Source organism: Ensifer sp. ENS11, assembly GCF_014851895.1.
GTDB lineage: Bacteria > Pseudomonadota > Alphaproteobacteria > Rhizobiales > Rhizobiaceae > Ensifer > Ensifer canadensis.
In genome coordinates, this window is the sequence record NZ_JACVAN010000026.1 from 46,317 (window position 1) to 72,450 (window position 26,134).

Here is a 26,134-nt window from a genome sequence, read left to right on the forward strand (position 1 = left end):
TCTGCGACTGCCTTACATGCTCGACGATGCTTTCCGTGTCGGCGAATACATCCAGAGCGGCAGTTACAAGGGAACTGTCGAATCGTTCAGTCTGCGTTCGGTTCGCCTCCGACACCATCGTGGTCCCATCTTCACGGTTCCGTTCGGGGAGCTTGGCGCCATCCAGAACCTGAGCCGCGATTGGGTGATCGACAAGATGACGATCAATGTAACGTACGACTCCGATGTAGAGTTGGCACGCAAACTTATCAAAAAGATCGGTCAAGAATTTGCAGCCGATCCGGAATTCGCCGCCGACACACTGCAGCCACTAAAAATGCAGGGCGTCGACAGCTTCGGCGACTTTGTCATCGTTCTGAGGCTCAAGCTCATGACCTAGCCCGGAGTGCAGTTTGGCATCAGAAGACGTGCCTTCGTCATGATCAAGAAGGCATTCGACGAGAACGGAATCAAGATCGCCGTTCCGACAGTCCATGTGGAAGGAAGCGGCGAGACCGCCGCCGCGGCCCACCAGCTCCAGCGGGAAACCAAACGGGCCGAGGCAGCGCTGCTGGCAGAGGGCGACGCTGCCTGACGTTGATGGGTAGTACGCCTATGGAAGCATTGAATCGCGTCCAATCCTATCGACCGGTTGCGATGTGATCGGTCGTTGCCGCTCAAGCCATGATTGCTCCGCCTCGACCGAAGCGAACATCCCCTCCTAGGCCTTGCGGCAGGGCTCCTCAATGGCCCCCTTGATTAAGTTGGTGCCCGGTTGTGAGCGGCATCTGTAGCTCTTTGAGGCTGTTGCTGGTTAGCCTTGTGCTTAAAGAGATAGGCATTGGTGGGTTGGCGTTTGTCGCCAGTGTAGTGTTGGTTTGCGCCAATCCCCGGGTAGTAATCTCCGTCGCATTCTTGTGCAAGAGAAGAAAGGGGGGCGGCGGTTGCTATGGTGGAGATTATCGCCGCGAACAAAATTCTACAATTCTCATTCATTACTTCCTCCCACGTTGACGACATCGTTTCTCATCGCATCGAAAGGGGCATGAAGAGGTGGCAGCAAGCCATTCACACGCTCATGGACATCCAATACTGCGAGCATAAACGGGCAATTTCGAGACGTGTTGGGGAGTGCAGTCGGTCGCGGGACATCAAGTCGGCCTTGCGAGGAGCACGGTCTGTCGAAGAGCGTCGCCTATACCTGTGACGACACCTTCTCGCTGGTGTTACTGGTGTCGGCCGGGCTTGGCATCGGCTTGCACCGGAATGGACACTGGATCTTCCCAACCGAAATTTCGAGCTCAGGAAGGTGAGGGGGGTCGACTTCAGGATCGGGCTCGGGGTCGCCTGGAGTAAGGAAGACCCGACAGCAGCCCGGGACGATATCATCGATATCGCACGGTCGCTGGTGAGGACGGGCAGGTGAGGGACGAAGTGTCGGAACAATCTGGTGAACTGCTGAGCCGGATCGATCGCTTGCTCGCAAAACCGATTGATCTATGGTGGCTACTTCCGGCGGAGCGCATGGGGGCTCAGGCGATCGGACTGCGTCTGACGAAGACGGCGAAAGCGATTAGCGCGGCCCGCGAAACGGCGGGTGTCGGACCTCTGACCCAGGTCGGCGCGCTGCTGGCAGCCACAGCCGTAGCAGCAACGGAGGTGCTACCGCCACTAAAGCCTTCTTGCCCCAAAGAGGCGCCTCGTGTTTGAGGCTTAGTAAACTACACACTCGTTACAGTAATTTACGTTGCTCTAAGCCCGGAAGCGACGCAGCGTAAGTAGTGCATTGAGGGAATTCTATTTCACAGATCCATCGTAATTTTACAGGTTCGGCCAGGAGCCGTGCGCTCGCAACGCTGGCAAGATGACCTCTAGCGAGCCGCCACTACCAAACCCAAAGAACCTACGGAGAGAACGACCAATGAAATTGATCGACAGCAGACTCAGTGGGCTGATGATGGTCCTTGCGGCATCGACGTTCCTCGCCTGCACGATTGGAGCAAGCGCCCAAACGGCAACGCCGCCTGCATCTATCCTGACGCCGGACAAAGTCGAGACTCGCATTGGCACACTCGACTTCAAGGACGGCATGCCGAGCAAGGAAACCATTGAAAAGATCTATGACAATCTGGACTTCACGCACGGGTTCGAGGCGTTCGTGAACACTTTCCAGGGTGTCAGCATAGCGGCCCTTCACAAAGGCTTTCAGAGCGTCGGGGTGAAAGACAATGAAGTCCTCATTTTCTCCGATCTGATGGATGCCAAGTCTCTATTCCTGACGGCTAACGCGGACACGATCTATTCCTTGGGAATGCTCGATCTGTCCAAGGGGCCGATGGTGCTTGAGGTGGGACCCAAGATGTTGGGCGCTATCGACGACCAGTGGTTCCGCTGGGTTATTGATTTGGGCGCGCCCGGCGCTGATCGCGGTGAAGGCGGTAAGTATCTCATCCTGCCACCTGGCTACGAGGGTAACGTTCCCGAAGGGGGCTACTTTGTGGCCCGCGCCCGCACCAACTTCGTTATCTGGTTCGCTCGCGCGTTCATGGAGAACAACGATCCGAAGCCGGTGGTCGAACAGATCAAGAAAACACTCAAGGTCTATCCGTACCAAGCCGGCGGCTACGGCACGCCCGTTGCCGAATTCCTTGACGGTAAAACCAAACTCGGGCCGATCACCCCGCCGCCGCCGACTGTGTTCCACGAAGGCAGTGGTGTGGTGATGAACACGATACCGCCCAACGACTACTCCTATTACGAGTGGCTCAACGAAATCGTGCAACAGGAGCCAGCAACGGCGCTCGACGCCGAGTTGATGGGCCCGATCGCAGCCATCGGCATCGTCAAAGGCAAACCCTTCGCGCCGGATGCGCGGATGAAGAAGATCCTCACCGAAGCCGTGGCGCTCGCCAACGCCACGTCGCGCACCTTGTTCATGGCTCCTCGCGCTGAGGACTGGTACTATTACCCCGGTTCGAGTTGGGTGAATCAGTTGTTTGTCAGCGGCTACGAGTTCGAGACGCCGATTCCGGAAATTACGCCAGAGGGCGCCAAGCCCTACCCAGCCACAGGATACCGCTTGCTGGACTCGAGAACGTCCTTCTTCTACGGCGTCACCGGCATTACGCCAGGGATGGCCATGCGCGTGCCGGGCATTGGCTCGCAGTACCTATGGACGATCGTGGATGCAGACAAGCAGCCCTTCGACGGTGCCAAGACCTACAAGGTGACGCTGCCGAAGGACATTCCTTACGCCAATTTCTGGTCCTTTATTGCCTACGACAACCAGACGCGTTCGATGCTCGATACCCCCCAGCGCTACCCGCGCGCCGGCAGCCAGAGCTATCCTTCGCCCGCGGCCGAGGCAGCTGCCGACGGCACGACGACGGTCTGGTTCTCGCCGGAACAACCTGAAGGCGTCGCTCGGGGTAACTGGATCCAGACCGTGCCCGGTAAGGGGTTTATCCCGTGCCTGCGTCTCTACGGACCGCTCGAACCATTTTTCACGAAGGAATGGAGGCCCAGCGAAGTTGAACTGGTGACCAAGTGACGGGACACAGATCTCCAGTCGAGAGCTGAAGGATACCAGCTCTGCAGCAGTGGTGAAGGAAGCTTGCTCTCATTTCTAAGGAGAATTTCAATATGAACATCAATCGCTTCGCAACCGTAGTAGCCTTTGCGGGAGGCCTTGCCATCGCGACGGGTGCGATCGCGCAAGACGTCGCCAAGAAACCACACGTCCCGCTGGAAAAAACCATCGGCCATGTCACGCCGACTGGTCCGGTCCCATCGCTGGCGGTGATCAATTCGGATGGCGCTACGCTTGACGGTAGCAAATTGGTGCTGACGGGTGTGTCGAAGAACTCGATCGTCTTCGCCGACCGGCCCGTTCGCGCTGCAGGTCACGTAACCACCCAGCAGTTCATCATGCAGTGGGATGAAGGCAAGGACAACTTCGCCATCGACCCGCCAAATGCGACGGTTTCAATTCTTGGCGGCGACGGCTCGGATGTGAACGACGCCGTGGTTACGCTCAAGTCGCCGAAGCTGGAAGGAAATACGCTCACATTCGACGTTGCCGTCCTGGAAGGCAGCCTGAACAATGCGAGCGGTCCAGCAGCTCTTTTCATTGACGCCTTCGCGTTTCGCGGACCGGGTGGCGGTGGATTCGCCCATGTGGGTGGCTACGGTGGCGCGGTTTGGCACGGTGGTGGGTACGGCTACCACGGCGGCGCTTACTGGCACGCCCCGGTCTATCACGGCGCGTGGTATGGCGCTGGCGCCGTCGCGGGGGCAGCTGTAGCCGGGGCTGCTGTTGGCGCAGCCGTAGGTGCTGCTGCTGCGCCCTATTACCCACCCCCGGCGTGCGGCTACTATCCCTATCCGCCCTGCTACTGATGCAATTGAAAAGTGGTCCATTCATGAAGCCCTGCGCCGCCGAACCGTCGACGGCACAGGATCTTCCTCCCACGTCCGATCGCATACGCACACTTTCCAAGGCCGATTAGAAAACACATCGAGACCACAATCACATCAGGGAGCTTGCCTCCGCCTCGGAGCAAGCGCGATTACGAGTGCTTTCAGGCGGCCGCTATCTTGATCTGTACGACAGCATAGGGGGCGCATTGCCGTTCGATTGCAAAAGCCAGAGTTGAATCATTTCTCCCTACACATGCGACCCCGCTATGCGCGGGGCCGCACGCGCTCAGATCTCGGTATGCTCCGTTAATTCGAGCGCATCCTCAATATCCACCCCCAGATACTTGACCGTGTTTTCGATCTTGGTGTGGCCCAACAGGATTTGGATCGCGCGAAGATTGCCGGTCGCCTTGTAGATCATTGCGGCTTTGGTGCGCCGAAGCGAGTGCGTGCCGTAGTCTTCGCGTCATAGACCAATTGCGGTCACCCACTCATCGACCAATCGGGCATACTGGCGAGTACTCAGATGATCGGTATGGTCGACTCGACTGGGAAAGGCGTAGTCGTCAACTGTTCCACCTCGCCGCTCAAGCCATGCAAGCAAACTTGCCCTCACGTCCGCCGTGATTTCGAACTGAATCGGACGGCCGGTCTTTTGCTGGACGACCATGGCTCGGGTTCGAATTTCCGTTCCTGTCACGAGGCTTCCGATTTTCATTTTCACGAGATCGCAGCCACGCAGCTTGCTGTCGATTGCGAGGTCAAACAACGCGCGATCTCTCATGCGTCCCTCCCGGTCGAGGAAGAAGCGGATCGCCCAGTTCTGGCGTTGTTTCAGCGGCTTCTTGACGCCGACCGTTCGGCCGGCGTTCCACGCCGGACGGCCCAGTGCGGTAGGATCGTATTGTGCAATACCCATTTCAGTTCTCCTTCGGCCAACATTGGCCGTTAGGAGCGCAGGGATCGAGGGGGCCGGAAGGAGACTGGCCGCATCTGGAGAGCTGGCCAGAAATGCAGACTTAGCGCAGTTGCAGTTCGGGTCTCCCCCGGAACGCAATTTCGCGAACAGAACTAGGCACTTCCGCCACCGCTCTCCGCCCATCACGAGACGTTCAAGAACCGTCCGGTTTCCGTGGATACTCATTTCCGTGTCGTCCACTTCGGCGCCGTCGGTCATGACGGCTCGATGGAGGTGGAGATCGCCTGGACATTAGCTCTTGCCACTTGTTGACTCACCCGCGGGTGAACAATAACTTGCGAACTCGGTCGTTAGGCTTGTCCTCACATGACGGATCAATCTCTTCAGCGTCGCCTTGCCGCCATCGTCGTTGCCGATGTGGTGGGATATTCACGCCTGATGGAGGCTGATGAAGTCGCAACGCTGGCGAACCTCAGGGAACTCCGTTCTGGCGTTATCGAGCCGGCTGTGATGCGCCACAACGGTCGCATCTTCAAGGTCATGGGCGACGGTTTCTTAATCGAATTCGGTAGCGCGGTGGACGCGGTCGCAGCAGCGTTGGAAATGCAACGGGCCACCACTGCTGTTGAGGCTTCCGGAGACCGGCGCCTGCTTTTGCGTGTAGGCGTCAATCTGGGAGATGTCATTGACGACGGTTCAGACGTCCTCGGCGACGGCGTCAATGTCGCGGCGCGCCTCGAGACGCAGGCCGCACCGGGAGGTATCTGCATTTCAGCCAAAGTTCACGGCGAGATCGTCGGCAAGATCGGCGACCGGTTCTTTGATGCAGGCGAACGCTACCTAAAGAACCTGACTCGCCCGGTCCACGTGTGGCATTGGCCGGATGCGCTGCAGAGCATATTGCCGCTGCCCGAATGTCCCTCGATCGCTGTATTGCCGTTCACGAATATGAGTGGGGATGAAGCGGACGCGCCTTTCGTCGACGGCTTGACCGAAGACCTGATCACCGACCTTTCCCGTACGGCTGGCCTGTTCGTCATCGCGCGCAATTCCGTATACGGCTACAAGGGCAAGCCGGTCGACGTACGGCTGGTCGCCCAGGAACTCGGCGTCCGCTACGTCCTCGAGGGGAGCGCCAGACGCACAATGGGCCGTGTCCGCATCAATGCCCAATTGATCGACGCGCTTGGCGGCCAGCACTTGTGGGCCGACCGGTTTGACAGGACCGTGGAAGATGTTTTCGAATTACAGGATGAAGTTAACGCCAAGATTGTTGAAGCCCTCGTCGGCCGGCTGACCATCCCGACGCAGCGCAATCGGCCGAAGAACTTTGAGGCGTACGATCTGTGTGTGCGCGCCCGCCTCCTGACGGAAGAGTCGCCACAAACTGAGCGTGAGGCCTATATGCTGCTCCAACGCGCGGTTAAGCTCGAGCCATCATATGCCGAGGCGGTCGGTCTGCTCGCCTATAACCGTTGGCTTGCCTGGACTCATTTCGGCGAGCCCGAAGATCCTAACCGTCGGATGGCGGCGACGTTCGCGCAGAAGGCGGTCGACCTAGATCCCAACGATGCCGGCTGCCGTTACGTTCTGGGGACCATTTTGGCTTATGAGCGGCGATGGGAGGAATCGGAGGCCGCCTTCGCCAAGGCCCTGGAGCTGGACCCCAACCACGCCGACACCTGGGCCGCCATGTCGGACATGTCCGTGCTGGACGGCAGGGTTGCCGACGGACTAGCGCAGATCGAAAAAGCTCTGCGGCTCAATCCCTATCCAACCTGCTGGTATCTTTGTCATCTTGGGCAGGCGCAATACGCCGCGCGTGACTATGAGGCGGCAACCGCTACACTCCGCAGGAAAGACACGTATCGTACCAACTCACGCAAATTCCTGGCTGCTACGCTTGCGCAGTTGGGCCACCGTGAGGAGGCGCGGCGAGAAGCAGAATTGTTCCTGATCGCCCACCCTCATTTCACGATCGGCCATTGGCTCAGCTCCCAGCCGCTGCGCGATGCATCTGTACGAGACCACTTTGTCGACGGCTTCCGAAAGGCTGGCCTGCCGGAGATGTGACAGCGGGTGGGGACAATCCCGACGCGTTCGAGGACTTGATCAACGGATATGCGCTGCGCGAGAACGGCGGTCTGGATCGCAGTGCCAAGCTTCTTCAGACGCTTCACAAAACGCGTAAACCAGCCCGAGGCGACGAGTACCGCATCTGGTGCGACGCCACGGTCAAGCAGGGCGGCTGCGGTGAAGCTTTCCGGCGGGCGCATCGTCGTCGTGCTTGTCGAACAGGCTTCGAGGCTTTTAGGCGGCGGCAAGATCGATGCGGCGGCGGTGCCGGAAATCGTACGTGCCGTTTTGCGTGCGATGGGATGCGCACCGGACGACGCGGCGCAGCGGGCCGACGAGGCGGCACACAATACGCCTTTGCACAACAGGCATCCGTCATAGATCGAGGCGACCGAGAGCAGGATCACGGCATGCCGGCCCCAGCGAAGGCGAGGGTCAACCTCGACCGCCTACCCAGCCAGTCTCGACCTTAGTACGCGATCTGCCCGTCCACCATCTGGCCGGTCGACGGTGTAAGCTCGCGTTTCAATACTTCGCGAGCCTCGCCGCTGATGACCGACACCGGAGCCGCGACGGCCACGCGCGCTGCCGATCCGGCGAAATTGGCGGCGGCCACCCCTACACGATCCGAGAATGTCGTCTCTCCACCCGTCAGCGTCTGACCAGCCAGACGTCGCCCAAGCATGCGTACGATCTCAGGACTGTCGGCGAAGGCATTGTGGCCGAGTGGATCTTTGGTCGCGACGGCACTGGTGTCGATGACCGAAACGCCCAGTTCTTCAAGCACAGAGGCATAGGGTTTGAGATCGGTTCCACCGACACGGTCTACGCCGCCCGAGAGCCAGCCAGACACCTCGAGCGCCTTATCGCGTGTGGATGTCAAGATCGCAAAGTGCGGTCGCTTTGGCCCCATCTCGACGAACTGACGACGAAACACGTCGATGTCGATGTCCGGCGACGCCAGAATGACATTCCTGACCTTCGCCGGGATTGATTTTTCACGCATCGCGACACCCCGCAGCGCCTCTGCCGCGAGCCAGCCTCCCATGGAATGAGCAAGAATCGTGACGTCTTGAACATCGGGACTTTTTGCGGCCTGAAGGATCAGATCCTCCAAGGCCCGACGCGAATAGTTGGCGCTTTCCCTGTCATAGAGGTAATCGAACGCACGGCCCCGCGACGGCCAAGTGAAGAGGATTGGCGCCGCATCCGTTCCCGAGTCGTGAACGATTTGCGCCAGCCGGAAGACGGCGTCGGCATAGGTGTTGTTGAAGCCGTGTACAAAGATGAGCACCTGACGCTTGGAGCTGCGATGTTTGCGAAACCACTCCAGTGCCTGACGTTCGGAGTCGGCTTTGGTGACTTCGAGTACCGCAAATTCCTTTTCCGGATTCGGCGGCACGCGGGAAGGCCACTGCACCTCGCCGATCTTGCGGTTCCGATCCGGAGGAATGGAGACGGCGACGCTGTTGAGCGAGATCGCCGTTCCGCGCTCGCCGGTATAGAGTTTGCCGGGGCTTTCCGAAGGCTTGCGTGTCGTAGCAACCAGCATGTTCACCCTGCTGGCGTCGCGGGCGGCCACCTCAGGGGGCTGAAGGACATTCTCCACCCGAGTCGCGCAGCCGGGTGCGAGGATAGATAGCACCAGCAGGGAAGCAAGCGCCCGCCGCGGGAACGCATATATTGCAGCGATCCGGTACGGTCGGGCAGTCCGTTGCGGTCCCCGGGCGTCGTTTCGTCCGGGGAAAGAGAACCTGGAAATTGTCATATCAGTTTTGCTCGACTTCACGCGGGATCCGGAACCAGGCGACATAGAGCGACGGCAGGAAGAGAAGCGTCAGCGCCGTTCCCACGACGATGCCGCCCATCATTGCGTAGGCCATGGGCCCCCAGAAGATCTCGTGCGAGATCGGGATCAGCGCCAGGGTCGCCGCCGCGGCGGTGAGCATGATCGGCCGCATACGGTGTTCTGTCGCCTCCACGACCGCATTCCATGGCGACTTACCCGCTGCCCGTAATTCTTCGATCTCCACGATCAGGATGACGGAGTTGCGGATGAGGATGCCGACGAGTGCAAGCACACCAAGGAGTGCGACGAACCCAAGCGGGGAATTGCTGGCGACCAGAGCCACCACGACACCGATGAGCGCCAACGGGGCAACCGAGAAGACCAGGAACAGCCTGTGGAAGCTCTGAAGCTGAACCATCAGGAGCGTCGCCATCATCAAGAGCATAGCCGGTACGACTTGCGCGATGGGCCCCTGCGACTTGGCGCTTTCCTCGACCGCGCCGCCGACTGCGACGGAGTAGCCGACCGGCAGCGTCTTTTCGAACGCCGCAATCTTGTCGCTGAGCGCCTTCACAATGGTCGCCGGCTGCGTCGCATCGGCGATCCCCGCCTTGACCGTGATTGTTGGAACCCTATCCCGGCGCCAGATCGTCGGCTGTTCGAGCTCGTAGCGGAACGTTGCGACCGATGACAATGGGACCGACTGGCCGCTGCTGCTCTGCAGTTGCAGGTCGAGCAGCGTGTCGATCGACTCTCGCTCCTTCGCCGCGGCCCGGCCGACCACATCGACCAGATAGATGTCGTCCCGGACCTGCGTTACCGCGTCCCCTTGCACGACGGTGTTCAGGGCCATCGCGATATCCTGGGAGGAGACACCAAGTTGTCGTGCCTTGTCCTGCAGCACGTCGATCTTCACGACGCGCGCCGGTTCATTCCAGTCAAAGGCGAGGTTCTTAAGGGAAGGGTGGGTGCCTACAACAGACCCCAGTTTCTGTGCCAGGTCGCGTACCGTCTGGAGATTCTCGCCGGACACGCGGTACTGAATTGGCTTGCCGACCGGGGGGCCGATTTCCAGAAGCTTCACATAGGCATCAGTTCCAGGAAAAGTCTTCTGAAGGTAGGCCTCCACTTGCCTCTTCAGCTTGTCGCGATCCTCGAGCCCCTTGGTCAGGATGACGGTCTGGCCGAATGAAACGTCAGCCGGCTGTACGTCGAACGAAAGGATAAAGCGCGGTGCGCCCCTTCCGACGTATGTAGACCAATGCTCGACCGCAGGGTTGTCGGTCAGCACCTCACGCTCGAGCTGAGCCATCTGTCGGCTGGTTTCCGCAATTGAGCTGTTCTGCGGCAGGTTCCAGTCAACGATCAGTTCTGGCCGGTCGGAGCTCGGAAAGAACTGCTGTTGCACCATCGACAAGCCGACGAGCGATCCGACGAAGAGGGCGATCGTGGCGATAATCGTCATCCAGCGCCAGCGCAGGCAGAATTGCAACGTGCTGGAGAACGCCGTGGCGAACCGTCCCTTGTGGTCGGAGTGCTTCTTCATGGCCTTGGGAAGCAAGGTCACGCCGATGAGCGGCGTGACCAAGACGGCAACGATCCAGGAGACGACGAGCGATACGGCGATGACGACGAAGAGGGTGAAGGTAAATTCGCCGGCGCTGCTTTTGTTGAATGCGACGGGTATGAAGCCCGCGACGGTCACAAGCGTGCCGGTTAGCATCGGGAAGGCCGTGGAGGTGTAGACGTAGGTGGCGGCCTTCCTGAGACTGTCACCCATTTCCAGCCTTGCCACCATCATTTCGACCGCGATCATGGCGTCGTCGACGAGAAGACCGAGTGCGATTATGAGCGCGCCGAGCGAGATTCGCTGCAATGAAATACCTGAATAGAGCATCACCATAAAGGTGATAGCGAGAACCAGCGGGATTGCGATTGCCACGACCAGGCCCGCCCTGAACCCTAGACTGATGAAACTGATCGCGAGCACGATGGCGACTGCCTCGAACAGGGCCTTCGTGAAGCCTCCAACTGCCTCGTGAACCACCTTCGGCTGATCGGAGACCTGGTCGACCGAAACGCCGACCGGAAGATCCTGAACGATCCTGCTCATCGTCTTTTCGAGCGCATCGCCAAAGGCAAGCAGATTGCCCCCAGTCTTCATGCCAATCGCTAGCCCGATCGCCGGTTTTCCATTGAAACGGAAGTGCGAAATCGGCGGGTCTACATAGCCGCGAGTGATGTTGGCTACGTCCGTCAGCGGAAAGAAGCGATCGTTGACCCTGAGGTTAATCCCGCGCAAGGTCTCTTCGGAGATGAAGCGTCCGCCAACGCGAAGGGCAATGCGTTCCGGTCCCGTCTGGATGAAGCCTGACTGGGTGACGGCGTTCTGCGCTTGCAGCGTGGCAATGACGTCTGCGCGGTCGATTCCGAGGGCGGCGATTTTGCGGGTGGAGAATTCGAGGTAGATGACCTCGTCCTGCGCACCGACAACGTCGACCTTGCCCACGTCCGGAATCTTCAGGATCCGCGTCCGGGCGTCCTCCGCGAAATCGCGCAATTCCCGATGACTAAGCCCTTCACCAGCGAAGGCAAAGATGTTGCCGTAGACATCTCCGAACTGGTCATCGAAGAAAGGACCGATCACGCCCTGGGGAAACTGGTGCTTTACATCGTCGATCAGGTTGCGCACTCGCGACCAGGTGGGCTTTACATCGCGCGCGTTTGTATCCGGCAACAGATCGACGAAGACGATCGTCTGACCTGCGGTGGTGATGCTGCGAGTATGTTCGAGATTGTTGAGTTCCTGCAGTTTTTTCTCAATGCGGTCAGTAACCTGCTGAGTCACTTCCTGGGCGGAGGCGCCGGGCCATTGGGCCTGGATTACCATCGTCTTGATCGTGAAGGATGGATCCTCTTCACGGCCAAGACCCATATAGGCATAGGCGCCTGCCACTGCGAAGATGATCATGAAATACCAGACGAGAGAACGATGCTCGAGCGCCCAGTCTGAAAGATTGAATTTTGTCACGGGTGGCGCTCCTGTCCGCGTTTTACCTTCTGTCCTTCGACAAGTTCGTTGACGCCGGCGACGACGACTTCTTCACCTTCCTGCAACCCGGACAGAACCCGCACCCAACGGGAACCACTCGCCTGGATGTCGAGTTGGACCGGTCTTGATGAGACGGTGCCTGTCGATTGATCCACGACCCAGACGTGGATGGCGCCACCCCTGTCGCTGATGGCAGAACCGGGCAGGGCGACTGCTCGTTTTCGCCCTTCGACCAAGGGTGTCGCAGTCACCACGGCACCCAGGCGGAAGACCTCCGGCGCCTGATCTATGGCGACCTTCAGTCTGTGGGTGCGGGTATTGGGGTCCGCTTGCGGCGCGATCTCGCGCACGACGCCAACAATCTGCGCCGTACGGTCGAGTTGAAGGGCAATGCTGAATTTGTCATTCAGGCGAACGGATCGAAATTGCGCATCGGGAACATCGACGACCACATCACGCTGTTCGAGACGCGCCAGCTTCAAGACCGGCTGGCCCGTCGAGACTGTCTGGCCCGTTTCTGCGTATGTGGCCGTGACGACACCGTCGAATTCCGCCCTCAACTCCGCGTAGCCAAGCTGCTCGTGCGCTTTGGCGAGGCTGGCCGTCTCTTTTGCGACGTTGGCCTCGGCCGACTTTAGTTGTTGTTCGGCAAGTTCGTGATCGGCAATGCTCGAGGCGCTCTTGTGGGCGAGAGTTCGTTTACGCCCTTCTGTCAGTACGGCGTTCTCCAACTGCGCCTTGGCATCACGCAAGTTGGCATCTGCACTCCTGACTGCGAGGCGGAGACTGAGGGGATCAATTTCCGCTACGACATCACCTTTCTGCACGAGATCGCCAACATCGACCTTGCGCGATACGATTCGTCCAAGTGTTCGGAACGCCAGGTCGGTCTCGATGCGGGCCCGCACGATGCCGGGCAAGCTCTCGACAACTTCACGCTCGCCTCGGGTAGCCACGGATTTGACGGGACGGGGGCTCGCCTCTTCCCCTGCGATCGAGCTTTGCTCGCAGCCGACAAGGAGCGAGATCGACAGAAAGAGTGGAAGAGTGGTGTATAGGTGACTAAGGATCATCTCACTTGCCTTCCCAAGCTACTGCCTGGCCTTCCTTGAGGAACTTTCCGCCCTCCGTGACGATCAGGTCGTCCGGGGCGATGCCGCCGGTCACGACGAAATCGCTTTTGCGGTAACGGGCTACCGAAACTTTGCGGAGGGTAACGGAGAGGTTTTCGTTGTTGATCAGCCACACGGCGGGTTCACCCTTGGCGGAGGCAATCGCGTTGTAGGGCAGCACGATTCCGTCGCGCGGCGCGGAGTGGAGTTTGCCGACCACCGGTGTGCCTAGAGGCCAGTGAGAGTTCTCCTGGAGCTCCACCTTGATCCGGATTGTGCCGGTCTTGGTGTCGATCACCGGGGAGACTTCCCGGATGTTCGCGTGCACTTCGAGTGCCCGGTCCCCGACTGGTGCCACCGCGACATCCGACGACGGCGGGCCGTCCAGAAAGAATGCCTCGAAGACATCGAACACCACATCTCTCGGGCCGTCGTGGGCGAGCGTGAAGACCGACTGCGCCGCCGAGACAACCTGCCCCACTTCTAAGCCGCGGGCGGTGATGATCCCGTCGGCTTCAGCCTTCAACTCCGTATAGGACACCGCATCCTCGGCTGTGGCCAGCGCGGCTGCGGCAGCTTCCAAAGAGGCTTGGGCACTCGTCAGGTCTTTTCGAGCATCATCAAAGGTCTCCTGCGAAATGACCTGCGATTGCACGAGGGCCCTTGATCGCTCAAATGCCAGCGTCCTCTGTTTGACCACCGCCTGCGCCGACTCCAATGCAGCTCTTGCAACGCTGACATCTGCTTGCTGTTCGGTATCGTTGAGGCGCGCCAGGACCTCGCCGGCGCGAACGTGCGCACCCACGTCAACCTGCCTCTCGATCACCCTGCCACTGACGCGAAATGAGAGTTCGGTCTGGATCCGCGCCTTTACCTCACCGGTAATTTCCGCACTCGGCTGATATCGAACAGAGGCGGCCGGAATGACCCGCACCTGTTGCGGCGCCGGCGGCGCGGCTTCAGTTTTGTCGTCGCAGGCGGCGAGATAGGCGCAGGCGAGACCAATTCCCAGAATTCGAAGGGGCTGCATTTTTTTCTCCGTTGCCATTTGCACCCATCAGAGAGCCGGCGGTTCGCCTGCGGGTTTCAAATCTGATGGTTAGAAGGGCCATGGCCAGATGTTGACAGTGCCCACTTAGAGATTAAAGTGGACGACGTCAACATCGCTTCGGCAAAAATGTTGACGCGCGCAACATAAGGGCCTAGACGGACGAGTATGATCAAAGCCACCCCCACTGCAGATCCGCGCCCCTACCACCATGGTGACCTGCACAGGGCGATCGTAGGTGCCGCACTCGATGTGCTCAGCGAATCCCAAAGCACAGAGTTCTCGCTTCGAGAGCTCGCCCGTCGAGCGGGCGTCAGTCATAATGCCCCTTACAAACACTTCGCCGATAAGCGTGATTTGTTGGCGGCGGTCTCGGCAGTTGGTTTCGAGCTCCTTGCAAAGCAGATGACCGATGCGACGAAGGAACACGACAGTCCGCGCGAGCGGTTGGCAGCTATGGCGCGCGCTTATGTGCGCGGCGGCGTCAACAATCCTGCGCTCTACAGATTGATGTTCGGCGGCTATCTTACCGGTCAGGATGATGGGCGCCCTGCAATCGAAAGAACTGCGGCTGAGAACATGAAAGCGCTTCTGGTGGTCGCGATAAGTGATGGCGCTCTCGGGCGCCTCATTCCGACCGCCGCGGCAAACACACGTGAGATAGATGGTGCCATTCTAATTTTTTGGTCGCAAATGCATGGTCTCACTTTGCTGCTGGTAGACCGCCTCGTCGGCCCCCGCGAAAAGATGGACGAGCTGAGCGAGAGCGTCTTGCAAGGCATGCTCGATGGACTGGCGAACAGTATCCCCGCGATACCAGCAGGCGTGTGGATAGGCCCTCCGCCTGGGGAGTCGAATGTCCCAAGCCTCGTGCTGAAGGGGTGAAGCCGGAAGAGTTCCGGCACTTCGCGACGGCAGAAGTGCTGCAGGTGCTCGCGAGTTCAATTTTCGTGGGGGCTTGGCAGGCGCAACACGCTCGCCCTCAGGCAGCGAGTTGCTGATGACGTGCGCGTCCGGTCGTTCGAAGTTCGAAGGATGCGCGACGGCCGCATCGTCCTCGGTGGCTGATCGCGGCCCTTTATCCTCCCGTCGCCGGTCTCGCTCAGTCGAAGCTAGCCTCGAAGCTGCTGCCAGGTTTCGATCCCGCCCCAATCTCGGTCGCCAAGTTCGGCGCCGACGGAGCGGCCATTGGTGCGGCTGCGACGATCCGCGAAGCCATCTTCACGCTCCCCGAACTGGAATAGCCGATGATCTGAAGCTGGCGCCTCGATCATCTGGCGCTTCCGCCAAGCGTGGTAGAGTTGTTCAACAGCGATCGCAATTCGCCGCCCTTCGCCGCAGACCCGATGTTTGCGAGGAACGAGGTTCATGTCGTTGCTTCAGCGGCGATGTCCTTGGCGGCTGCCAAACGACGGGCGCGCGAACAAGGGGTTCCAGCGCATATTCTCTCAGATGCAATCGAGGGTGAAGCACGCGACGTCGGCATGGTATTGGCGGGCATCGCGCGGGAAGTGGCACCGCGAAATCAGCCGGTCGAAGTGCCCGTGGTTTTATTGTCCGGCGGCGAGACGACCGTTACGCTACGTGGCAAAGGCAAGGGCGGGCGGAATACGGAGTTCCTGCTGGCACTGGCCACTGCAATAGACGGGATCGATGGTGTCTCGGCGTTGGCCGCAGACACCGACGGGATAGACGGCTCCGAAGACAACGCTAGTGCCTACGCCGACTGCGCGACCGTGGCGCGGATGCGTCGCGAAGGCGTTGATCCGCTCGCCGCATTGGCGAGAAACGACGCCTGGAGTGCGTTCGGAGCCGTCGGTGACCTTGTCGTGACCGGGCCGACCGGAACCAACGTCAACGATTTTCGAGCAATTTTGATAACATGATTTTCCCGTCAAGCGCGTCGCATTGAAAAACCGATCAAAACAGCGGGCTGAAGCGAAGGTCGGCGGTTCGACTCCATTCAAGGCGAGGAATAGAATCAACATGCCGTACTGGCGGCATGTTGCCAGCTTCCGATCGTCTCAGTCGGGTGGAACGGCTGCCAAATCGAATCTTCTAACGTCGCCTTCGGGGCCGACAGTGGAACGGCCGCTTCCTAGATGGTAGCGCTGAAAGCCGACCTTTGTATTCAGCCTAGTGGGCCGACTGCAGGGACGACGAACAGAGCGACAGCCCTTACTTCACCGTGATGGCAATGCCGCTGAGATCGGCGTTGACTTGCAGGCCTACCTGCTTGCCTGAGAGTTCGAGTTGGGCGCCCTTGTCATTGCTCATGACGATCACCTGGGCCCCTTTGCCGAGCGCGCCGCCACCGCCCGCCGCACCGTAGACCCCCGTCACATCTCGGGCGCTGCGAATATGGCGAACGGTACCATGGAAATAGGTCTTAGAAGCCCCGAAGGCGAGGCCGCCCGAGATGCCGCCGACAGAGATGGGATAGCGGCGACCATGGAAGCTCAGCGTGCCCTCGCCTCCAGAGCCACCCACAAAGAAGGCAGCCTTGTAGACTGAGAAGCTGATCGTACCGCTGTCGGCATGGGCGGAGCCGGCAAAGCTGATTCCTGCTGCAGCGATAACCGCAGCCGCGACTGAACGAAATCTGGACGAAATCTTCATGATGCGAGTCTCCTCAAAATCGAGGCTTACCCAGCCAGGAGGGCACGTCAGCGTCATGCCAAAGTCACAGATGAAACAGTCTCGCCCGTCATTAGTTCCAAGCACGCGGCCCGGCTGCGAGAAGGCCGCCACGAAGCGAGGCGGGCCGATTGCAATAACATGGTCATGCTCGTGCCGATGAACGTAGCACCGTGGTTGTGGGGATGGCCGGATCGCTTTCTAAGCCGGATGGCTTCGGTCAATAGCGTGACATTCCTCGTCGGCCCATACCACGGAGGAGATTTCTCAACCGGCGTCGATACTCCTTCATGCCGCAGGCGTGATGACTGGGCATGCCTTCCAATAAAGAGGAAAGCACCATGATGGCTTATGCCTTTACGGCTCTGCCAACAACGTTCGTGAGCAGCCGAGTGACATCTGCCTCGATCCTCGCGCAGTCGGATTCGAGCTCGGCCACATGGCGGGTGGTCCGGCCCTCGACCGCTCGCACCTGGTCCCGCTGAATGGCCGCAAACCCATATGCCCGCGTGAGGTCCTTTAGGGCAGGAAACCGCAAAGCTTCCAACTGCCGGCGGTATGCCGGCAGTCGCATCATCAAGCGTGTACGACCGATGGTTTCGAAGTCCATAGCCGGTCTCCGATTTTCTCTTCCTTCTGAAGATTCAAATCGAAATCAAAGGAAAGGTTCCATCCTGAACCGACGCATCAACGCGGGCGGTACTCGCCAACTGAAATCCGCCACTAAGACCTGCGTTCTGCGATCTGCAGGCCCGCCAGGAAAATCTCGCCACCGCCAGTGCGACAGCGCTTACTTCACCAGGTTCTGTCCCTGTGGAGGGCTTGGGAGAGACACGTGTTTGTCGGCGTCATCTGCAAGCTGTTGGCTGAGCGCTCTGGCTTGTTCGGCAGTAAGGCTGAACTGCAACGCCGAAACGCTTTCAAGATCATGACCGACTCCGAACTCCAAACGAAGAAAGACGTTTGCGTTCTCGCTCAAAGGTCTCGCTGTCTTCCAACCAAGGACGGGAGACACTTTCACTTGTCCCGAACCGTCTCTGTTCCAACCATTCATCGCATGCAGCCCTCAATTCAGCGACGCCACTTAGACTGAAATTACTTCAAGATGTCGAGAATGGAGTCGTAGCGGCTTCGTTCTTCGATTGGCCGGCTGAGCATTGCGAATTCCACCATCGCCGGCTCTTGCTCCTGACAGTACCAACCCAAACTCAAGATAAAGGTTCCCAACATGACACGACGCATCAACGCGGCGGGCCTTGCGCTCGTCAAGCAGTGGGAGGGTCACTGGCATAGCGGCGATGGCCGCTGCGTGTGACTGGAGGCGTTGGGCCTCAGTGCCTCGTCTCTGGCCAAGTGACGTCCACGAACCTCCCGATCGACCGCAGGCAGGTAATGATCGCCAGCTTTAGGCGACGCGGCACGAGGAACCCTTATTGGCCTTAGGATGGATCGGTTTTACGACTTCGTTTGCGTCGCAGGTCAGGAAGCCGAACATCTGATGTTGGCGGGTAGTCAGCAGTCGGGCGACCTGAAAGTGATGCGGGAAATATTGCAAAGGATCGAAGGCGGTCAACTACGACGCGATTGATTCATGCGCCCCCGAGACGACCTCCTCCGGTCTTCGAAGCGAGGTACACAACAGAGGCTACGATCTGTAGGATCAATCCAATGCCCCAGATAACCAAACCAATATCTGCCATCAAGTTTACGCCGAGGAGCGCGCCGACAATCATTAGGATCCAGCCTAATGCGATCTGAATACGTGCATTCCTAAGAGACATATTACTCACTCCTGCTCAAAGCATCCGATGGCGACCACGCTTCCAACACCTCCGGCGATTGCACCGATTAGTCCGACGAGTTCTGGCCCTAATCCAGCCATTCCCATACCTGCTCCAAAGCCAGTCAGATAGCCGAGGATCGCTCCGGTTAGCAGACCCAGACAGCCGCCCAAGTTGGCCTGAAAGGCAAAGCTTCCTCCCATAAATTTTGCTTCACGGGAGAGTGTAGCGCAGCCCACCTTTGCTTTCATGCCCTCTAGATTGAGTAGGAGTGCATGTGCTTTTTGGCCCGTCGTTGAGTTTGAACCCGATCGCGGATTATTCTCGCCAATCATCAGATTCAGCTGTATATTTAGTCATTGCTGATATTGCTGGCGGCCCTCTCGCCACAGAGCCTCAAGCTACAAAAGAAGGCCGCTCTTTTCCAGTTGTCCCGCCGGGTCAGGCCGCCACCCTCACAAATAACCAGCCATTTGCTTCAGCGCGTCGTGGTCGTGGATGCCGCGTTGAAAAAGGCTGATCAGGTGCGCCGCGAGCGCAACAGCTTCCTCGCTATCCAAGGCAACGTGCCTTTCTTGGACGATTTCCCGGAAGACACATCTATCTGCTTAAAGTCGTCAGGCGTTATTTATCTCTGAGCGAGATCCAACCGCATTACCCATAGCCCTAATCCCAGCCGGCCCGGGGAAGTAGGCCGACGTTAGCCCCGCGCCAAGTATGCGCCGGCTCCGGGGGATACAACTGTGAAATTGCGGAGGAGATCCAGACGGTCTTTGAGTTGGAGGTAGCCAGACCGTCCGGAGTCCGCGTTGGGTTGCCTCCACAATACGCCAACGCTTAACCTATACTCCGCGCGATCGACTAATGTTCTGACGTCGGGCTTCCGGCAGCCATGAGCTCTCTCATTTTTTGGTCGAGAACTGCTTTCTCTGGGCCGAATTCCGCGAAGATTTCGCGCGCTGCAATCGGCAGCAGGTGATAGGCAGCAATGAACTCTTCCAGATCGTAAAGACCGGACCAACCTCGAACGACCTTGCGAATTTGATGACTTGTGCCGGCGCTGTGCATCACGAACCTCCCAGCTCACCTGACGTCGCGCATGAGAGAAAGATGACCCCGCCTCGATCGGATAGGGGGACCTTTTGAGTTGATAGTTGTCGAGTGTGCATTCGGCAAACGCGGATGGGGCGGAATAGTTCCGATTGCTAATGTATCGTGACTCTGTTGGGCTGGCGGGCCGGCAAGCTGCTAGCGTCGCTGAAGCCATCGCTTCTCTAGCAAGGGAAGCAGTTCTACGACATCCACCTGCAGGTCGCGGCAAATTTCTTCGTATTCCTCGATCAGCGCCTCCCTACGGGGGAGCTCACGCTGGAGCCTGTCGAGCGCTGTTGCTGCCAGTGCGTAGCATTCAAAGAGATCGTCCAATCGCTGGTCCCTGGTCGTGAGCAACCACCCACGATGGCGTGGTAGCGCCATCCCCAGGCGAGCTCGACCTAGCTTTAACAAGCTCATTGTGCCTCCGTTGGGCTATTTCGCCTCTACCTGGGGAAGGTACACGGCAACATCGCGACTATTGTCGTCGAGAATTTCGCCTCCAACGAACAGGTAAACGGCTATCGCTGTTACCGAGAGAAGCATCACACCGATCGGCAGCCCGGTTGATGCGATTTTTTCCGGCTGCCCAAAGCTATTTCTGTTGTACATCCTGATATCTCCTCCAATTGGCAACAGCCGCAGAGCAGCCCGCAGGGACGGAAGAGCCGCTCTGGAGCCGTTACCCACCCATGGCTTTTTCTTTTGAGAAATTTAGCGCGACGCGACGGCGTAACAATCGACCTCAGACCTTTGCTAAAGTCTGCTCAGACTGAAGTCCCAAGCCGGAACTTTTCGCCTTGTCGCGGGTTCTCGCGGGTTCTGGTGCGCCCTGCCGACGGCATGCGCCTATCCGTCGACACACGCGTCAAGCGCGAGATCCTGCAGCGGATCGAGGGCGGGCACGGTAAAACTCGGCGAGTATTCCGGCACAGCTGGAATCGTTGTAATGTTAGGTACTGGGTACGCATAGCGATTGCGGCCTCCAGCGGGGGCCGCTTTTTTTGTTGGGGGCGATGTCGACGAGCGCTAGTAGCTCATGACCTGCTTGAGGGCGTCCGCGTCTTGGATGCCGCTTTGATACAGCCCGATAAGTCGGGCGGCAAGCGCGTCAGCCTCTTCGCTTTCCAATGCGATGCCCTTTTGACGCACTAGTTCGCGAAACACGCTTTCAATTTTGTTGAAGTCGTCAGGCTGTATTATCTCTTGGCGAGAAGAGGCGGTTTTGTTCATCACACATAACTCCCAACCGGTAAGGAGGACATGTCAGTCCCAGCGCCACTAATTATGCGCGGTGTTTTGCGCCGTGCAATCCCGAATTTCTGGGAATAACGGCCAGACCGCTCAAGCACCAACCGTCACGCTATTTACTGGTGACTCATTAATGACGACGTGCCTTAATCAGGCATGGCTAAAGTTCCGATCAATGGTTCTCGACTAAAGGGACTGCTGCGCAACGACAATGAAATATTGCGCGGCCCGCCACATAAACCGCGCGTCCCGGATCAGCCTCGTCGCCCATTTGATCCCATGCCAGGGCGCGTCGAGCCTTGTCTGGCTCTGCTTGCCAAGAGGGCGCCGGCCGGTGGCGGCTGGGCATTCGAAATCAAATGGGATGGGTACCGCCTGGCTGTGCATGTCGAGCCAAGCGGCGTTTGCATCCTGACGCGGGACGGTCATGACTGGACCCACCGGTTCCCGGCAATCGAGGCGGCTGCGAAGGCGCTCGGCCCGACGACCATGATCCTCGACGGCGAGGCGGTCGTGCTCGACGACGCCGGCCGCTCGAACTTCGGGATGCTGCAGGCGGCGCTCGGCGGCAGGGGCGGGAAGCGCGTCGCCGGTGAGGCGCTGTTTTTTGCCTTCGACCTTCTGTATTTCGATGGCCACGACCTGCGCGGCATGGAGCAGCAGGAGCGCCGGATGATGCTCGAGGATGCGATCGACGAGGGCGGCTCGGTCATTCGGCTTTCGGAAGATATCGAAGGCGACGGCGCCGCTATTCTGGAAGCCGCCTGCGAATTCGGCCTTGAATATCGCGAAGAACCGACGGGCGCCGTACCGTCCCGGTCGGCTCGGTGATTGGCTCAAGCTGAAATGCATCCAGAGCGATGGCTTTGTCGTCGTCGGGTTCGAGCTTTCAACGAAAGTGACCGGTGCGATATCCCGGCTGTTGCTGGCGGCTCGGCGAGGCGACGAGTTGGTCTATGTCGGCGGCGTCGGTACAGGCTTTTCCGACAAGATGGCCCGCGACCTCCGCAAGCAACTGGCAGCCATGCCGGCGAAAGTCCCGCCGGTCGCACTGAAGCGCAACAACGCTGTGTTTTGCGAGCCCGCATTTGTCGCCGGAGATCACCTATACGGAATTCACCAGCGACGGGAAGCTTCGCCATCCCTCATTCAAGGGCATGCGCGAGCTGGCCGACAATGCCGACGTGTTTGAGCTCAAAAAATAGGCCCCGGGGAAGAGGGGCCTTGGAGAGTTGCTATGTTGGGGCGCTCGTATAACTCGGGTGCGGCAACAATGTTCCATCGCGGCGGTCGACAATCACCGTCTCTGTTTCCCCACCCGGATCACGTTCCCGTTGTTGTTGCTGCACACATTGCAGCGCATGCGTCGGCCAAGTGCCACGATCGACTGCGTCGTGCCGAACCGACGCGCCAGGCCGTGCCGATCAAGGCGACGTTCCCGGCCGCAGCGTTTGCAATGGCAGAAAAGCTCATACCATTCCGGCAGCTTAGCGAATGTGATTTCTTCCGGTCGTCCGGCTGGCTCCGCATTGCCAGCCGGTACGATCGGGAGGGCGGAGCCTCCAAAGGCATCGCGTCGCTGTATTTCAGTTGGCAGCGATCATTGAAGGTGTTCTTGGTTTTCGAGCAGCCGTTTGCCTGCGCCAGCTGCCCTAAGAGGGATGGCATAGGCATGTCGCCGATGCGCTCCAGCAGCGCCTTGGCGTCATATTGTTTCTTCATGCCGCATGAACATTCGACCCGAACCTTGGCGACAAGCTCCGATAGCCACCAGGCGCTGTTCTTAGGCATTGCCCTTCTTCCATTCCGGTCGATGCTCGTGGCAGAACCAGTTCGGGATGGCCCTGCCGATAGCGAAGCCGAAGCCGCCCCACTTCTTACAGCCAGGATGTTCGCATAGGTGGACGTACGGGCCGCTGCTTGCGGCTTTCGCTGCGCCGGTTTCGTCGCTCATGCTCAATGCCTTCTGAGTAAATTTGTTCTACAAATGTTCTCAATGGCGCAGAGAGTCAACGACCAGATTTAGGGAGGCGCTTAGTGCGGCTTCCTCGCAAGGAGCACAACCCCGGCACCAAGCTCGAACATTTCGAGATCGGCATTTTCTAGGAAATAGTTGTCTGCAAGCTCGATCAACGCCGCCGCGACTTCCTCGCGTGACCAACCGGACAGTTGCGCTCGATCGGCAAGCGATAGGAATTCGCCCTCCAACGCCTCCTGGCAAAGGAGGTCGCGATCTGGGTGGTATTTTGGATGCTTCGGCGCAGGAATTTTCCGCATGATGTTTCCTCCGGCCGAAGATGGTAGGGCGCACTCCGCATCATGCAAGGTTCTGCTAATTTATCGCGATTGTCTCGACCGTGACGCGCTTGTCTGTCCAACCGCGCCGATAGGCCTCCTCAAGCGCGTCTCGCCACATACCGTCATCGTAACTTGCGTTTCCGCCATTGTTCCGTGCGCCCAGGCCAGTTGATGACTGGATAGATCGGGCCTAATCACGCATCGCGTGCTGACTGGGCGCCCTTCTGCAATGGTGCTGACTGGCTCTCAGCGAAATTGCTCGATATGGCGACCATGCTAGGGCCCGGAGACTGCTTCAAGGCACTGAGCTTCGTGCTATCGGCTGCCCCCTACTGCTGTGCGTCACGCCAGACTTCTATCGGAATCTTTTCCGCAATGCCGTCGTCGATGGCGAGCACGCTATCGAAGAAATTTGCTCCTCCTTCTGACTGGATGGACGACGTATCGTGCATAACGGCGACTACGGTCGCCTCTGGACAATGGTCCTTGATCGATTGGTGAAACGACTGAGCCGCCTGGCCATCAAGTGCGCTCGTCGCTTCGTCAAGGAATAGCAGATCCGGCCTTAGCAGCAGGATTCTCGCAAGGACGAGTTTTTGCTTTTCACCCCCCGACAAGAGTTTGTCCCAGTTCTGCCCATCGCGTCCATCGCTCGAAAGCTCCTTCACAAACTCTCCGAGGCCGGCGCCTTCCAAGGCCGCCACTACGGAGGCGTCGGTGTGTGCGTCAGCCCGGTCCGGCAAGCAAATGAGGTCCTTCAGGCAGATACTCTGAAGCTTGACGTCCTGCGCGGCATAGAGACTTTTTCCGGTCTCTCGCGTTGTGATCGTGCCGCGGCCGTGCGCCCAGAGACCATTTATCGCCTTGATAAGCGAGGTCTTGCCACTTCCGGATTCGCCCACGACTAAAATCCATTCCCCGGGAAGGAAACGCAGCTGGTCAGCGACCAAGAATGGCTCGTCATCACCCGTGTGCAGGAGCTCGATCCCCTCGATGGTCAAGCCGAGCGCAGCGTCCTGGGTCTTGTACTCAAACATTGAAGGACCGCTGCGAGCATAATAGTCCTGCGGCTGCTGCACCGCTTCGACCGCTTGCGCAAGTTCGGTGATTCTGCGTGCATCGGCCCTTAACGTCGCAATGTCGGGCATCGCATGGATGAACCAGGAACACTCGTTGATGAGCGCTGTCGCTAGCTCGGCGCCTGTGACGTAATCCTGCAAGCTGATCGTTTTGTCGACATAGGGGAGCAGTCCGGGCGCATAGGCGACGATACGTGACCCGAGGAAATTGTGCACCAGCTCGAAGCCCATGTAACCGGCGGTCACGCGATTAAGGCTCGCCCAAGTGTTGTCAATCTCGCGATATCGGCGCCCGTTGATAGCTCTCTGGGCCGGTTCGCCCTTGATGACCGCAACATGAAAGCTACGGTGCAACAATTGGTTCAGTTCGCCACGATAACTCCCCTCCGCGGATTGAATGCGCAGGGATAGGCCTTGCAGGATACTGCCGAGCTTGGCTGCGACGAATGTATTAAGTGGCACGTAGATCGCGATGGCCAGCAATGTCAGACAGGCGGTACCGTAACTTCCCAGAAACTCAAGTCCACGGATTGGGCTCGACGTCTCGATCAGTTTTGTCCCGACGAATCCCAACGACAGCACAACGCCGGCGATCCCCACGCCAAGGCCGATCGCGCCACCCGTCATGCCCTTTATGGCTTCCTGTACCCTCTGATCGATGTTGTCGGGCGATGAAGTGTCCTGGCCGGTCGACGCGCCGAACCCGTTTTGCTGAAGGTGGAAATGGGTATGGTTGGAATCGAGCAGCGCCTGGTTAAAGCGTTCGTCAAGCCATTGGCGCCATTTCCGATGGAGCGTGGTCGAAAAGAAGTGACGGACCGCGGTAAATCCCGCATCCCTAGTGATCGCGATCGCGGCGAGGGTCGCCGCGGTAGTGAGCAGAGACGAAGGCGTTGTGGGCACGGTTGGATGGTGGAAATTGGCAATCCGATTGACGAGTTCGCCGGAGGTCAAAGCGAACCAGACGCTCGCTTGAGCCGACAATCCGGTGAGTAGAAGGATGAGGAACGTCAAACCCCAGGCCTCGCGCCACCGCTCGGAAAGCCAATAGGCCAGCAATAGGCCCCAGAAGCTGCGCATGGAGGAAACAGGGCTGCTCCGGCGCCGGCGTTTCCCGCCGAGGGGCCATTTGACCAGTGCTGTTGCTCGTTGTGCGTTGCTCCGCACGACCTCACTCAAACTCATCTTCATGAATTGGGGCGCCGATCAGGCTTGTCAAATTCGAATCGTGTGGGACCAGTGCTTTCCCCAATTGTCGACGTCAGGCTCACGAAAGCCGCGTCCCCAGTTTTCGCCGTGGAGCGAAGCGAACGAAGTGCCAAGGGCTCGTCTACGAGTTCCAGCACATTCCTTGCCGCACCCTAACCTGCGTGTAGCGCATCCGCCGAAGGGCCATGGCGTGCATCGCTACAACTTCCGCCGTGCAGCGCTGGATGTTGCAAGACTTGCTGTGCCGGAGGGCGCAGGTGTTGAGACGATGTGGCGCGCGGCACGCGAGCACACGTTATCGGAGGCCTGCCGAACGGCCACCTACGAGGTATCCTGACACCCCACCGGTCGTCCGCTGGCATCCTCTTCCGAACAAAGGAGGTAGCCAACTAG

The 26,134-nt window shown here is 59.0% G+C and carries 21 protein-coding genes and 5 pseudogenes; 11 read left to right on the forward strand and 15 right to left on the reverse strand.

Translation table 11 applies throughout. The annotated features are described in order from the left end of the window. Positions 1 to 13: 13 nt before the first annotated feature. From IB264_RS30355 to IB264_RS30370, 4 genes and pseudogenes are all read left to right on the forward strand, one after another. A pseudogene (locus IB264_RS30355) lies at positions 14 to 574 on the forward strand (mechanosensitive ion channel family protein); the annotation flags it as partial. 598 nt (positions 575 to 1,172) lie between these two features. Then, positions 1,173 to 1,405, forward strand: a pseudogene (locus IB264_RS30360) (LysR substrate-binding domain-containing protein); the annotation flags it as partial. Between the two features lie 495 nt (positions 1,406 to 1,900). Next, positions 1,901 to 3,529 (forward strand): DUF1254 domain-containing protein, encoded by a 1,629-nt coding sequence (locus IB264_RS30365; protein WP_192434798.1) that lies wholly within the window; start codon positions 1,901 to 1,903, stop codon positions 3,527 to 3,529. Positions 3,530 to 3,621: 92 nt separating this feature from the next. Further along, positions 3,622 to 4,377 (forward strand): hypothetical protein, encoded by a 756-nt coding sequence (locus tag IB264_RS30370; RefSeq protein WP_057210195.1) that lies wholly within the window; start codon positions 3,622 to 3,624, stop codon positions 4,375 to 4,377. Between the two features lie 307 nt (positions 4,378 to 4,684). On the opposite strand, the pseudogene IB264_RS30375 reads toward IB264_RS30370, so the two are convergent. Further along, a pseudogene (locus IB264_RS30375) lies at positions 4,685 to 5,317 on the reverse strand (tyrosine-type recombinase/integrase). A gap of 366 nt (positions 5,318 to 5,683) precedes the next feature. Here IB264_RS30375 and IB264_RS30380 point away from each other — a divergent pair. After that, positions 5,684 to 7,390 (forward strand): adenylate/guanylate cyclase domain-containing protein, encoded by a 1,707-nt coding sequence (locus IB264_RS30380; RefSeq protein ID WP_192434800.1) that lies wholly within the window; start codon positions 5,684 to 5,686, stop codon positions 7,388 to 7,390. Positions 7,391 to 7,570: 180 nt separating this feature from the next. Then, complete coding sequence (locus IB264_RS30385) at positions 7,571 to 7,774, forward strand: hypothetical protein (protein ID WP_192434802.1); 204 nt, start codon at positions 7,571 to 7,573, stop codon at positions 7,772 to 7,774. 88 nt (positions 7,775 to 7,862) lie between these two features. Here the strand turns inward: IB264_RS30385 and IB264_RS30390 are convergent, their stop codons facing one another. Genes IB264_RS30390 through IB264_RS30405 form a run of 4 tightly spaced genes read right to left on the reverse strand, consistent with a single transcriptional unit; the run spans position 7,863 to position 14,376 of the window. Next, the gene (locus tag IB264_RS30390) at positions 7,863 to 9,161 is read right to left on the reverse strand and encodes an alpha/beta hydrolase (protein WP_192434846.1); all 1,299 of its coding nucleotides are present in this window, start codon (positions 9,159 to 9,161) and stop codon (positions 7,863 to 7,865) included. Position 9,162: 1 nt separating this feature from the next. Next, complete coding sequence (locus IB264_RS30395; protein ID WP_192434804.1) at positions 9,163 to 12,213, reverse strand: efflux RND transporter permease subunit; 3,051 nt, start codon at positions 12,211 to 12,213, stop codon at positions 9,163 to 9,165. Continuing rightward, on the reverse strand, positions 12,210 to 13,307 hold the full coding sequence (locus tag IB264_RS30400) for an efflux RND transporter periplasmic adaptor subunit (RefSeq protein WP_192434806.1): 1,098 nt from the start codon (positions 13,305 to 13,307) through the stop codon (positions 12,210 to 12,212). Before IB264_RS30400 ends, IB264_RS30395 begins: the two co-directional genes overlap by 4 nt. A gap of 1 nt (position 13,308) precedes the next feature. After that, on the reverse strand, positions 13,309 to 14,376 hold the full coding sequence (locus IB264_RS30405) for an efflux RND transporter periplasmic adaptor subunit (RefSeq protein ID WP_192434848.1): 1,068 nt from the start codon (positions 14,374 to 14,376) through the stop codon (positions 13,309 to 13,311). 186 nt (positions 14,377 to 14,562) lie between these two features. Between IB264_RS30405 and IB264_RS30410 the strand changes: the two genes are divergently transcribed. Further along, entirely contained in the window at positions 14,563 to 15,279 is a 717-nt protein-coding gene (locus tag IB264_RS30410; protein ID WP_192434808.1) for a TetR/AcrR family transcriptional regulator, read from the forward strand. A 227-nt stretch (positions 15,280 to 15,506) separates the two neighbouring features. Here the strand turns inward: IB264_RS30410 and IB264_RS30415 are convergent, their stop codons facing one another. Then, entirely contained in the window at positions 15,507 to 15,668 is a 162-nt protein-coding gene (locus tag IB264_RS30415) for a hypothetical protein (protein WP_158407882.1), read from the reverse strand. Here IB264_RS30415 and IB264_RS30420 point away from each other — a divergent pair. After that, positions 15,669 to 16,280 (forward strand): annotated as a pseudogene (locus tag IB264_RS30420) (glycerate kinase); the annotation flags it as partial. A gap of 292 nt (positions 16,281 to 16,572) precedes the next feature. Here the strand turns inward: IB264_RS30420 and IB264_RS30425 are convergent. Together IB264_RS30425 and IB264_RS30430 are read right to left on the reverse strand one after the other, a co-directional pair. Then, complete coding sequence (locus IB264_RS30425) at positions 16,573 to 17,013, reverse strand: hypothetical protein (RefSeq protein WP_192434810.1); 441 nt, start codon at positions 17,011 to 17,013, stop codon at positions 16,573 to 16,575. 1,804 nt (positions 17,014 to 18,817) lie between these two features. After that, positions 18,818 to 19,147 (reverse strand): hypothetical protein, encoded by a 330-nt coding sequence (locus IB264_RS30430; protein ID WP_192434812.1) that lies wholly within the window; start codon positions 19,145 to 19,147, stop codon positions 18,818 to 18,820. 24 nt (positions 19,148 to 19,171) lie between these two features. Between IB264_RS30430 and IB264_RS30435 the strand changes: the two genes are divergently transcribed. Further along, positions 19,172 to 19,450 (forward strand): hypothetical protein, encoded by a 279-nt coding sequence (locus IB264_RS30435; RefSeq protein ID WP_192434814.1) that lies wholly within the window; start codon positions 19,172 to 19,174, stop codon positions 19,448 to 19,450. Between the two features lie 223 nt (positions 19,451 to 19,673). Here the strand turns inward: IB264_RS30435 and IB264_RS30440 are convergent, their stop codons facing one another. From IB264_RS30440 to IB264_RS30450, 3 genes are all read right to left on the reverse strand, one after another. Continuing rightward, positions 19,674 to 19,880: a hypothetical protein gene (locus IB264_RS30440; RefSeq protein ID WP_192434815.1), complete on the reverse strand. Its 207-nt coding sequence runs from the start codon at positions 19,878 to 19,880 to the stop codon at positions 19,674 to 19,676. Between the two features lie 459 nt (positions 19,881 to 20,339). Beyond that, positions 20,340 to 20,516: a hypothetical protein gene (locus tag IB264_RS30445; RefSeq protein WP_192434817.1), complete on the reverse strand. Its 177-nt coding sequence runs from the start codon at positions 20,514 to 20,516 to the stop codon at positions 20,340 to 20,342. Positions 20,517 to 20,933: 417 nt separating this feature from the next. Continuing rightward, positions 20,934 to 21,137, reverse strand: coding sequence for a hypothetical protein (locus tag IB264_RS30450; RefSeq protein ID WP_025430740.1), 204 nt, complete (start codon positions 21,135 to 21,137; stop codon positions 20,934 to 20,936). A gap of 174 nt (positions 21,138 to 21,311) precedes the next feature. Here IB264_RS30450 and ligD point away from each other — a divergent pair. Beyond that, positions 21,312 to 22,360: pseudogene (gene ligD / locus IB264_RS30455) on the forward strand (non-homologous end-joining DNA ligase). Between the two features lie 118 nt (positions 22,361 to 22,478). Here the strand turns inward: ligD and IB264_RS30460 are convergent. The 4 genes from IB264_RS30460 to IB264_RS30475 all read right to left on the reverse strand — a co-directional run bounded on the left by IB264_RS30460 (position 22,479) and on the right by IB264_RS30475 (position 25,723). Continuing rightward, positions 22,479 to 22,946, reverse strand: coding sequence for a hypothetical protein (locus IB264_RS30460; protein WP_192434819.1), 468 nt, complete (start codon positions 22,944 to 22,946; stop codon positions 22,479 to 22,481). Further along, positions 22,939 to 23,109: a hypothetical protein gene (locus IB264_RS30465; protein ID WP_192434821.1), complete on the reverse strand. Its 171-nt coding sequence runs from the start codon at positions 23,107 to 23,109 to the stop codon at positions 22,939 to 22,941. The genes IB264_RS30460 and IB264_RS30465 overlap by 8 nt, the downstream gene beginning before the upstream one ends. 80 nt (positions 23,110 to 23,189) lie before the next feature. Next, the gene (locus IB264_RS30470; protein ID WP_192434823.1) at positions 23,190 to 23,432 is read right to left on the reverse strand and encodes a hypothetical protein; all 243 of its coding nucleotides are present in this window, start codon (positions 23,430 to 23,432) and stop codon (positions 23,190 to 23,192) included. Between the two features lie 350 nt (positions 23,433 to 23,782). After that, positions 23,783 to 25,723, reverse strand: coding sequence for an ABC transporter ATP-binding protein/permease (locus IB264_RS30475; protein ID WP_081789058.1), 1,941 nt, complete (start codon positions 25,721 to 25,723; stop codon positions 23,783 to 23,785). On the opposite strand from IB264_RS30475, the gene IB264_RS35670 reads away from it, so the two are divergent. Continuing rightward, positions 25,722 to 26,078, forward strand: coding sequence for a YbhB/YbcL family Raf kinase inhibitor-like protein (locus IB264_RS35670; RefSeq protein ID WP_192434825.1), 357 nt, complete (start codon positions 25,722 to 25,724; stop codon positions 26,076 to 26,078). The genes IB264_RS30475 and IB264_RS35670 overlap by 2 nt on opposite strands. Positions 26,079 to 26,134: the final 56 nt, after the last annotated feature.